Origin of the sequence: Hydrobacter penzbergensis (assembly GCF_900106985.1) — a bacterium.
In the GTDB taxonomy this organism is placed as follows: domain Bacteria; phylum Bacteroidota; class Bacteroidia; order Chitinophagales; family Chitinophagaceae; genus Sediminibacterium; species Sediminibacterium magnilacihabitans.
Genome location: NZ_FNNO01000027.1, coordinates 1 through 9,607 on the forward strand (window position 1 = coordinate 1; position 9,607 = coordinate 9,607).

The 9,607-nt window shown below is 38.4% G+C and carries 5 protein-coding genes and 1 pseudogene; 1 reads left to right on the plus strand and 5 read right to left on the minus strand.

The window, feature by feature from the left end; translation table 11 throughout:
• Positions 1-133 precede the first annotated feature (133 nt).
• A complete protein-coding gene (locus BLU98_RS17270; RefSeq protein WP_092727057.1) occupies positions 134-1,318 on the minus strand; it encodes an autotransporter outer membrane beta-barrel domain-containing protein in 1,185 nt (394 codons plus the stop codon).
• A 359-nt stretch (positions 1,319-1,677) separates the two neighbouring features.
• On the opposite strand from BLU98_RS17270, the pseudogene BLU98_RS18195 reads away from it, so the two are divergent.
• Positions 1,678-1,800, plus strand: a pseudogene (locus BLU98_RS18195) (IS982 family transposase); the annotation flags it as partial.
• 553 nt (positions 1,801-2,353) lie between these two features.
• On the opposite strand, the gene BLU98_RS17280 reads toward BLU98_RS18195, so the two are convergent.
• The 4 genes from BLU98_RS17280 to BLU98_RS17300 all read right to left on the minus strand — a co-directional run.
• Positions 2,354-3,409 (minus strand): hypothetical protein, encoded by a 1,056-nt coding sequence (locus BLU98_RS17280; protein ID WP_092727059.1) that lies wholly within the window; start codon positions 3,407-3,409, stop codon positions 2,354-2,356.
• Between the two features lie 8 nt (positions 3,410-3,417).
• Positions 3,418-4,320 (minus strand): hypothetical protein, encoded by a 903-nt coding sequence (locus tag BLU98_RS17285; protein ID WP_092727060.1) that lies wholly within the window; start codon positions 4,318-4,320, stop codon positions 3,418-3,420.
• Between the two features lie 31 nt (positions 4,321-4,351).
• Positions 4,352-7,951, minus strand: a complete 3,600-nt coding sequence (locus BLU98_RS17290; protein ID WP_139174015.1) for a hypothetical protein — start codon at positions 7,949-7,951, stop codon at positions 4,352-4,354.
• A 543-nt stretch (positions 7,952-8,494) separates the two neighbouring features.
• The coding region (locus BLU98_RS17300; protein WP_139174017.1) for an RHS repeat-associated core domain-containing protein at positions 8,495-9,607 on the minus strand (1,113 nt) is incomplete at its 5' end.

Below are 9,607 nucleotides of genomic sequence, written 5' to 3' on the forward strand. Positions count from 1 at the left end.
TTTTACTGCGGGATTCGTTGTACCGATGCCTACATTCCCACTTGCCGGAAATGTATTCGTTTGAGCAATCCCATCGTAAGTCAATAAAATAAAAATAATTATGAATAAAGACGTGTATAGTGTTTTCATTCGATTATTCAGATTTTATTGACTGTGATTTGACATTGCCTTTTTCTTTCAATAGTTGATCAATCTGTTTTTGTTGTCTTTCATTTTTTCTATCTAGTTCAATTATATACAATGTCAGCTCCTCTATTTTCTTCAGCAATAGAACCTGATTCTCTCCCACGTCAATTCCTTTTTCTTTTATTTCTTTTGCTGAAGGAACTTCAGGCAGGCGTTTATTTTCCTGTATAAATTTGGCTACTTCCGTTATCGGTTTCAACCGATATATAGGATCGAATACATAATCACTCCATCCACTCTGAGTAACAATCAATTTTTGAGTCTTAACATTCCCTTTTACAGAAAGCATTTCTGTAGGATTTGTTGTTCCTATGCCTACATTTCCGCTGGTAGTATTGATGCTGATTCCTTTTGTGCCTGTATTCCAATCTGCAATATTGAAAACCTGACCGCCTCCACCAGCAGCATTCCAGATACCAAGATCATCTCCGGCTAATGTTCCAGCTGTTTTCAATACTCTTATATTGCCTGCTGGCGTACCAAAAACGGCTCCTCCTTCAACGTGAAACCTGCCTAATGGGTTGGTTGTACTTATTCCTACGTTGCCATTGGGTTGGATGATCATTTTAGTGATATTACCACCACCGCTTGCGTTGGTACCAAATAGCATCGGATGGTTACTGTAACTTCCAATAAAAGTTCCATTAGTAGTGCCATCTGTGCTGGTGATAACTGTTTCTGCTCCTCTGGCATTATCATAATAATCGACCTGGGGGTTACTTATTGTTGAACTATTTGTTCGCAAAACCAGCCCAACAGAAGTAGACGATTCTATATGCAACTTGTATATAGGATTCTTAGTGCCAATTCCTATATTACCATTGGTGGTGTTAATGCTGATCCCTTGTGTACCAGTATTCCAATCAGCAATATTGAAGACCTGGCTACCTCCACTAGTGCTGTTCCAAATGCCAAGGTCATCGCCGGATAATGTTGCCGCTGTTTTTAATATTCGAATATTGCCCCCCGGAGTGCCAAAAATTGCTCCACCCTCAACGTGAAACCTGCCTAAAGGAGCGGTAGTACCAATACCAATATTACCGCTGGTTGTCCAGGGCGTATTTTGAGCAACTGAATGTATTGAATGCAATAAACCGGCAATAATAAGGAGTAGTAAAATTCTTTGTTTCATAAGCATAAATAAGAGTTAACCATCTTATTCCATCATGATGCTTTATTAAGTCACATACAATAATACAGGTTGCAGTTAAATAACACAACAACATTACACCCTATTACAGAGGTAGTAAATACATTAAACTTCAGGCTACGGAATTTTGGTAATTGATTGGGGGGATATATCGATTACCTAACTTACTACAATATTAAAACTTATTACAAATAAAAAAGTGTTTTACGGATAAATAAATCCTTATTTATTAGATTTTAATGTGTTGTGCTATTAAGAAATGTTGATAAATAAAGTGGTAAAGTATTGAAGCAAAAGATGTTATGCGATTGTCTAAGGATGTAACCATACGCCCAAATCCAATGCATAACATCAGAACGAATTTCAGGAAAATTTATGGCATTTGCAAAGAGCTCTTTGATAAAGAAATTGATCGGGATAATAATTTTCAATTTTACCCTGTGCAACCGAAAATGAATGATCTGGGAAACTGAAATCTCTATTATACGGTGGTACAGCGCAGATGAAAACGCAAAAAGCCTTTAATCTTTGCGTCGATTTTTTTCAGGGCGAACTGGCAGGAGTTATAAACTGATAACAGGCCATACAGATTTTTTAAAGGGCAGCAAATAACTGCCCTTTATATTATAAAAAAGCTGCCGCCCCATAGCGCAGTAGACACGATAAAAGGGGGCGGCAGCTTCGATTTTAAGTTAGATACGGATAACGGTTTTTCTCGTGCTTTTGAACCAGAGAATTAATTTGCACCGAAATGGTTAAGGTTAGAACAATAAGATAAAAGGGCAAATGACATTACCAAGATAGAGGCTAATTTCCCCTTACCCTATCACCGAAAAATTGGTTTGAACCTGTGAGAATTATAAAACTTTGAATCCCCTGCAGAAATTCCACCCGTCACATGTAGTGTATTTGCAGGGCTGGTTGTGCCAATACCCACGTTTCCACTGGAAGGGAAAGAATTGGTCTGTGAAAATGAATTGACCGATACAAAAAACAGTGTCAAAAAAATATACTTGCTCATTTCTGATTAATTTTTGTTTTAACTTGTCTTATCTCTTTCGAATTTGCTTCCACCTGCTTTTTTAATTGTTGATTTTCTTTCTTCAGGTCAATCATATACAAAGTCAGCTCCTCTATCTTCTTTAACAGCAAAGTTTGATTGTCACCCAGGTCAATGCCATCTTTTGCAACTTCATTTGCAGAAGGTACTTCGGGTAAATGCTTGTTTGCTTTGATGAACTGCTCCACCGCAGACAGCGGACGTAAAGAGTATCCTTCGTTAAATACATAGTCTGCCCAGGGATTGACCTGGGTTACTTTTATCGTTCTTGCACCTAGAATTCCCTCAACAGCCAGTTTATAAGGACCGGGAGTGGTGGTTCCAATGCCTATATTACCATTACACGTAATTCTTAATCTTTCTGTAGGCGCTACATCTGTATTTGTAGCACGTGTAGCAAACACTAAATCAGCCGTACTATATGCAGAAGCATCTGTAATAGTTGCAGCAATGGCAATAGGTTGATATGCATTGGCGAGACCTAATCCGATTTGAGCCAAATTACCGACAACCTTATTATCATCATTTGCACTTATACCCAATCCATTGCTAGCAACTGCGCCTAAGGTTGTAACATTACCGGCACCTATGAGTAACTTGCCCGCATATGGGATTCTACCAATACCAACATTGCCGCCAGCTGTGATTCTCATTCTTTCTACAGGTGCTACATCAGTATTTGTAGCACGTGTGGCAAACAGTAAGTCAGCCATACTGTATACAGAAGCATCTGTAATAGTTGCAGCAATTGCAACAGGTTGATAGCTATTCTGCAATCCCAAACCAATCTGCGCTATATTACCAACAACCTTATTATCATCATTTGCATTAATACCCAACCCATTACTTGCAACTGCCCCTAAGGTTGTAACATTACCAGTGCCTATAATTAGCTTACCTGCATTCGGTGTTCTGTTTATGCCAACATTACCGTTGGATGGAAAGGTATTTGTTTGTGCATGGCTCATTTGATAGCCGAAGATCATTAAAAGAAGGAGTAGTAATTTTTTCATTAGGTAATTTATTTTGTACGTTCTATTTTTTCAACCCTTTGCTTTAATCCATCGTTCTCCTTTTTCAGCTCAATGACATATAAAGTCAGTTCCTCAATCTTTTTTAGCAACATTGCCTGATTGTCGCCAATACTGACTCCCTTTTCTTCCACTTCTTTCTGTGAAGGAATTTCAGGTAAGCGTCTGTTTTTCTTAATAAATCTTTCAACATCGGTCAGCGATCTCAATTGATAAGCAGGCTCAAAAACATAATCGCTCCAGCCGGTTTGGGTAACGATTATTTTTTGTGCGCGAACATTGCCATTGACAGATAATTTTTCTGACGGTAAGGAAGTACCTATGCCTACGTTGCCACCATCAGGATTCAGCAATAACTTTGTGTTTGTACCCTCTCCTTCTCCAATTTTAATTTTTGTTTCCCAGGTTGTTGGAGTCGTTCCAATCTGAAATAAAATATTTCCACCTAATGCGTCCCTATAAATTCTAAAGCCATAAGTTCCATTACTCCTGCTTAAATTAAAAGAGTGATTTGAATCAGAGGATAAATGCAATTGGCTAATAGGGCTAGTCGTTCCAATACCAACATTTCCGCCATTAGGATTCAGTAATAATTTTGTATTTGCGCCCCCTCCTTCTCCAATTTTAATTTTTGTTTCCCAGGTTGTTGGAGTTGTTCCAATCTGAAATAAAATATTCCCAGCTAATGCATCCCTATAAATTCTAAAACCATAAGTTCCATTACTCCTGCTTAAATTAAAAGAGTGATTTGAATCAGAGGATAAATGCAATTGGCTAATAGGGCTAGTTGTTCCAATGCCAACATTTCCACTTGAAGGGAATACATTTGTCTGAGCAATCGAAATATTCGGAAGACAGAAGCAAACAGCTAAGGGAAGTAACAGTTTATGCATTATATCGTTTTTATTAGCTTTCTGGAGAATACTATTGCCTCTGGTAATAATAATTATATTCCTTAATGATATTACCGTCTTGATTTTTAATATCCTTTAGTCTTCCAAAACCATCATATTCATAGTAGGTAATCTTATTGCCTGTGTCACACTGACTGGTTATGCCAATTAACGGAGAGTACGTATAAGTAGTCATCTGGGCTGTTAGTGGGTAAAGGCGTAATTCATCAATGTTTCCATTGCCAGATACCGAAGCTGTACTTACACCCGTTACCTGGTGCTCAAAGTAGGTCCAGCCATTGACTGTCTTTCCTTGTTTTACCGACGTGCTGCCGCTTACTGTAAAAGCGTTACCTGTATTACTCCAGTATGAAACAATGTAGGCATTGGTTGCTGATAGCCCCACTTTGGTGCATGAACCATTGACAAGGTTATAGCTTTGCTTACCCATTATTCCACTGTTTGCATTCCTGAGCGCAGAGCCAATGCTCCAGTTGCCACTTCCATCGGCTTCGAAACTGGTATAAGCAATATCTACACTATCAGCATTGACGGCTTCTGCAATAGGATAAACCGACTGATAATCCCAGATATAACTATGTTTAGCGTCTCCCACCTTTTGCTGCATGATTACATGGCCAAGTGTATCGTAACGCCTAAATACTAACCTAGGTTCAAGGGCTAAGCTGCCTGTAGCTGTCTTGATCGTATCTTTAACTATCAAGCTGCCAATTTGCTTATAGGTTGTCTGTTGGGTGAAAACAGGGGCTTCAACCCCTGCTGCAAGTTTGGTATTCTTTACCTGTAAAACTGGCATAAGGACGTTCTTTGCAGTCATTGCTACTGAAACCGCATCGGTAGTATCTTGGGGGTATTTGAAATAAGTGATCCTGGTAATAGTTGTATCACTCGCATCTTCCAATACTTTAGTTGGATACAGGTTCAACGCATTTCCATAAACAGTAGATATAGTTTTAGAGACAACACTATTAGGGTTATTTTGATCGTAGGTAACTTTTGTTTCCTTTGTTTTCTTGAAAGCACCGCTTTTAATCAGGTATTGATACACCGAGAAGAAACCATTTCCTGGGCTTGGGTCCCCTGGGGCAGGGCCTTCAGGTGCAGTAAAGCAAGCACAATCTTTTATGAACTGCTTGAATTGTTTAAAAAGAACAGCCGTATCTGTTCTGTAATTGAATATTCCGTATTGATAATACGTTTTTGAAACTGGTAAATACTGGCTACCTGTATTTTGATAAGCCGTTTCGTCCAAAAGTTCTCCCTGGTGCCAGGCATTATTGATCACCCCGTAATTACCGCTATTAACAAATTCAGCAGGGAAATTATTCGGGTCAATTGTGATATTAAAATTAGAAATTGTCTTACCGGCATTAGCCGAGCTATTGCCTTCATATTTTGTAACAGTCGGATAAAGTACCGGGGAGCCCATATAATTGACAGAATTATATTTTGAGATCCCCATAAAGTTCCTTTGCCAGGGTTGGGCAACTAACATACAAGAGGATGTTGATGACCCACACCCACCTACCGGAAAGTAATGTGCATATACTACATCTTCATAGTTCTTATAAAAAGTCTGTTCGTCAAACAGCTTAGTACCCAGGCCTGATTCACCAATCCCGTAGACATAGTTCTCTTCTTTTTTTAGACTACCATCCGCTTCATAACTTTTAATCGCTTTTATTCGCAGTCCTCCGCCAATTTTAACTTGTTGTTGGCTGGTGTTTTCTACCCAGCTCAGGTTGCTGTTGACTGTAACGGTATTGTCTCCATTCACAGTGTTTTGAAGTACATAGTTGTGCCCTCCATATAAGGTTATCGTAGCGTTGATACTATACGGTTGGGTAATGTCGCCCTGGTGTGTCCACGATTGGACTACATTACCTGTAATATCTGTTAATGTCACTCGCTGTGTATCAATTGGATCGCCAATGGGCACATTACAAGCGGAAAAGCTGATAGAAAGATTTGCAAAAACCGACGAATTAGTATTGGCAGGGTTTGATGCGGATGGATAAGGAAAATTATACGAATTGGTATTTTGTGTTCGGATATTGATACCATAAGTCATTCCGCCAGCAGATTTTTGCTGTTGAACATATCCGTCAGATGTGTATTGATGAGGTTCAAAATCAAAAGTAGTATATCCTTTTGTTGGGTAAGTGATTTTATTCAGTACACCTGCATTCATATAAGTAGTCGAGGGCTCTCTATTAGCATCCCCAAAAGTAAAAGTGTTGTTCGAGCTCAAAAGAGAATTTGTGTAAGTGGCGTTTCGGATAGTTGTAGTGTAAAAGTCACTGTAACGGGCAGTCGTGAATGGAATCAGTGAGATATTATTTGCCCCGTTGTAATACCCCCAATAATCCACGTTGAATGAATTGTAAGGCGGCAGTGCTGTTGTATTATAATCGAATTGATAGGGCTTGTTGATGACTTTACTTGAATCTGATTCTACAAAACCTGCCAGCATAAGCCTGTAATGATACGAATCATTATAGAATGGGGAGGCTATGAAATAGTTATGATTAAAGCTGAACCTTTTTATAGTTTGCCCATTGGTATTATAAACTATCATTTCGTCAAGGGATTTATTAGATGGATCAGTGTCAGTACGAAGCGTATTTCTATTAAAAACAACACGTCCGTTTCTAAAATTAATCTGCTTGACAAGAAGTTCAGTATAAGTAATATCGCTTTCTATTTGTTGATGCCCATTCACACAACCTGTGGTGTTACATCCAGTAATGACATTGTCGCTCGAGGGAGGTCCGGAAATATGATCCTGTCCAATTGGTTGAGTAAATTGCTCCATCACATCGTGTGTATATTGTGTATCATAAACAAAACTGATGGTATCTGCAAAATCGGGTGATATTATCGCAGTCAGGTACCATGTACTGATCGTGGTCCTTGGGCCTATCAAGCCTGGGTAACTGGTAGACCCTTCTGTAAGGCTCGTTCCATAAGCATTAAAGTTATAAATGACTCCATTATCGTCGGTTATCTGAAAACCAATCTTACCACCAGCACATCCTGCGCATTTTTGAATTTTAATCGGATCGAAGGGAACCGTTACAAAATTTTTATTAGCGTCGGCGTGAAACTTACCGGATTTTCCTCCAATATTATAGGCGAAAAGATCTGGCTCAAGGTCATAACCTGAATTGCCCACAATATTGTATGTAGACATCGTATAATAATTGCCTGTTCCCAACAAAGTATTATAGGATGGAGCGGTGTAATTAAACCATCCATAGGTACCCTCATCTGCAGCACTGAAAACTGTTCTTGAAATCTGACCGCCCGCCATCAGACTCCATCCGAGTCCAAGGTCTGTTGCCTTATCATTAACCCGATTACCCGATCCGTGATACGAAATGGAAATGGGAAGTTTTAAGGACCCGGAACTCACTTGATACAAAGGAAAACTTATATCAGGTATACCTGTTACTAACCCTACCGGATAAGTACCATATTTACCGAGTTCCGCCGCATTGGGAGCAGGTGGAATCAATGATTCCAAGCTAATTTTTTGTTGTGCTTTTGTCTGCGTAAATAAGAAACTAACAAAAAACAAAAGCTTTAAAAACATGTTTTTTCTGATCATATCTTTATACATTATTCGGTCTCACAATTAAATTCATTAAATATCCCGCTCATGGAGAGCCCGAAACGGATAGTAGTGTGTTTCCTCTAATAAAGACCCTCTATTATGCACTACTTGCAGATTATCAAAGAACACATCTATATAACGATCTTTGGATTTAATAATCTTTTTCGAAATAAGAATAAGAACAAAAAAATACTAATAATAACCTTCCATACAAGATACTCGATTGGTATCACCCACTTATAAATAGCGAACTCACAAAGAAATAGCAATATAAATAACCCCCAAATAATAACTCTTTTATTACCTGCATTTATTATCTTATTTAAGCCATAAGCAAAAGGGAGTGTCAATAGGATCATCTCAATTAGAATTGGCACCAAGAAAAGCCATAAAAACATAAACCAATCTTCTTTATTTCTTAGATCGGATGGTTCTACCCACTTAACATTCTTATCAATTAAATGAATCACAATAAAAAATACAAGAAACCGAAAAAGTATATAACCCAATACCTTAAAAATGAGATTTTTCATTTTTTTATTTTTTATATCGTATATAAAACGCTGGAGGCGGTCTATTTGAAACATCTTTTGTATAAGTTCCCCCCATCCCATTATCCTCATAACTTGATGAAATACCGTGTGTAGTCTTAAATGAAGGTTGATTGTATTTGAAAAGTTGTTGTCCATTTACAGATAAAGTTGCAGAGGGAAAAACATCTGTAGCAGCACTAACTGATAATTTATTTCCTGAAAGAGTTAGTGTAGCCTGTTGTGCAACATTAACAGCGTCATACCCCATCATTTTAAGCCCCATAGCTTCAAAAGCATTTACACTTGCATGTTGCTCAAAAGTTGCGGAAAAATCCTTTACTCCTTTCAAATCAATTGATCTGTTTTGATTATCACCTAATCCTGCCACATAGTCTCGTCCTTTAAAAATTCCACCAGTTGAGCCAACCTTATAAGAGGAGTTGACATCTACAGAAGTAAGATTCCCTTCCGCATCTTCAGACGCTTTAATATTTATAGTCGAAGTCAATTTATCTCCAGCTGGAAATTTACCCATTGGACCATCCCAAAGTTTTCCATCAATATAACTATTAAAAGTAAATGTCAAATCTTTACCTAAATAAGTTTGCCCTTGCTTTGTTGTTGCCTGTGAATTTGCATTTTTATCCCAACTTATTTCTCCTGTTTTATCATCCCGCACAAAATCAAACGTACCATCTGGGTCTATACGTAGAAGGGGATTGTTTTGAACGTAATTGTATGGGGTTAGCCAATTACGTTTATCCGCCATTGGGTCTATAGTATGCCACCTCCCTATCTGAGGGTCTTGCATCCTTGCTCCATAATCATACAACTCTAATCCGCTACCATCACTGAACTCCTGATGTTGTAATTCTTTACCACTGTACTTATATTTGTTTTCAGATTTACCTGCTGCTTTGGAGCTGATCCCTGCCATGGTGAGTCCGAAGGGGTAATAGTGACTTTCCTCGAGCAAAGGTCCTCTATTATGCACTACTTGCAGGTTATCAAAGAACACATCAATGTTACTCTCATTTGAACAATACACATAAAGGTACCCATTCTTGGCGATGCCTACACTTTGTGGCGGATGTGTATATACTACATTCGCATCACT

Bases quoted from the DNA above. Each gene is read 5' to 3' on its own strand.
- BLU98_RS17270 (WP_092727057.1), bottom strand. From the start codon at position 1,318: ATGAAACAAAGAATTTTACTACTCCTTATTATTGCCGGTTTATTGCAT.
- BLU98_RS17280 (WP_092727059.1), bottom strand. From the start codon at position 3,409: ATGAAAAAATTACTACTCCTTCTTTTAATGATCTTCGGCTATCAAATG.
- BLU98_RS17285 (WP_092727060.1), bottom strand. From the start codon at position 4,320: ATGCATAAACTGTTACTTCCCTTAGCTGTTTGCTTCTGTCTTCCGAAT.
- BLU98_RS17290 (WP_139174015.1), bottom strand. From the start codon at position 7,951: ATGATCAGAAAAAACATGTTTTTAAAGCTTTTGTTTTTTGTTAGTTTC.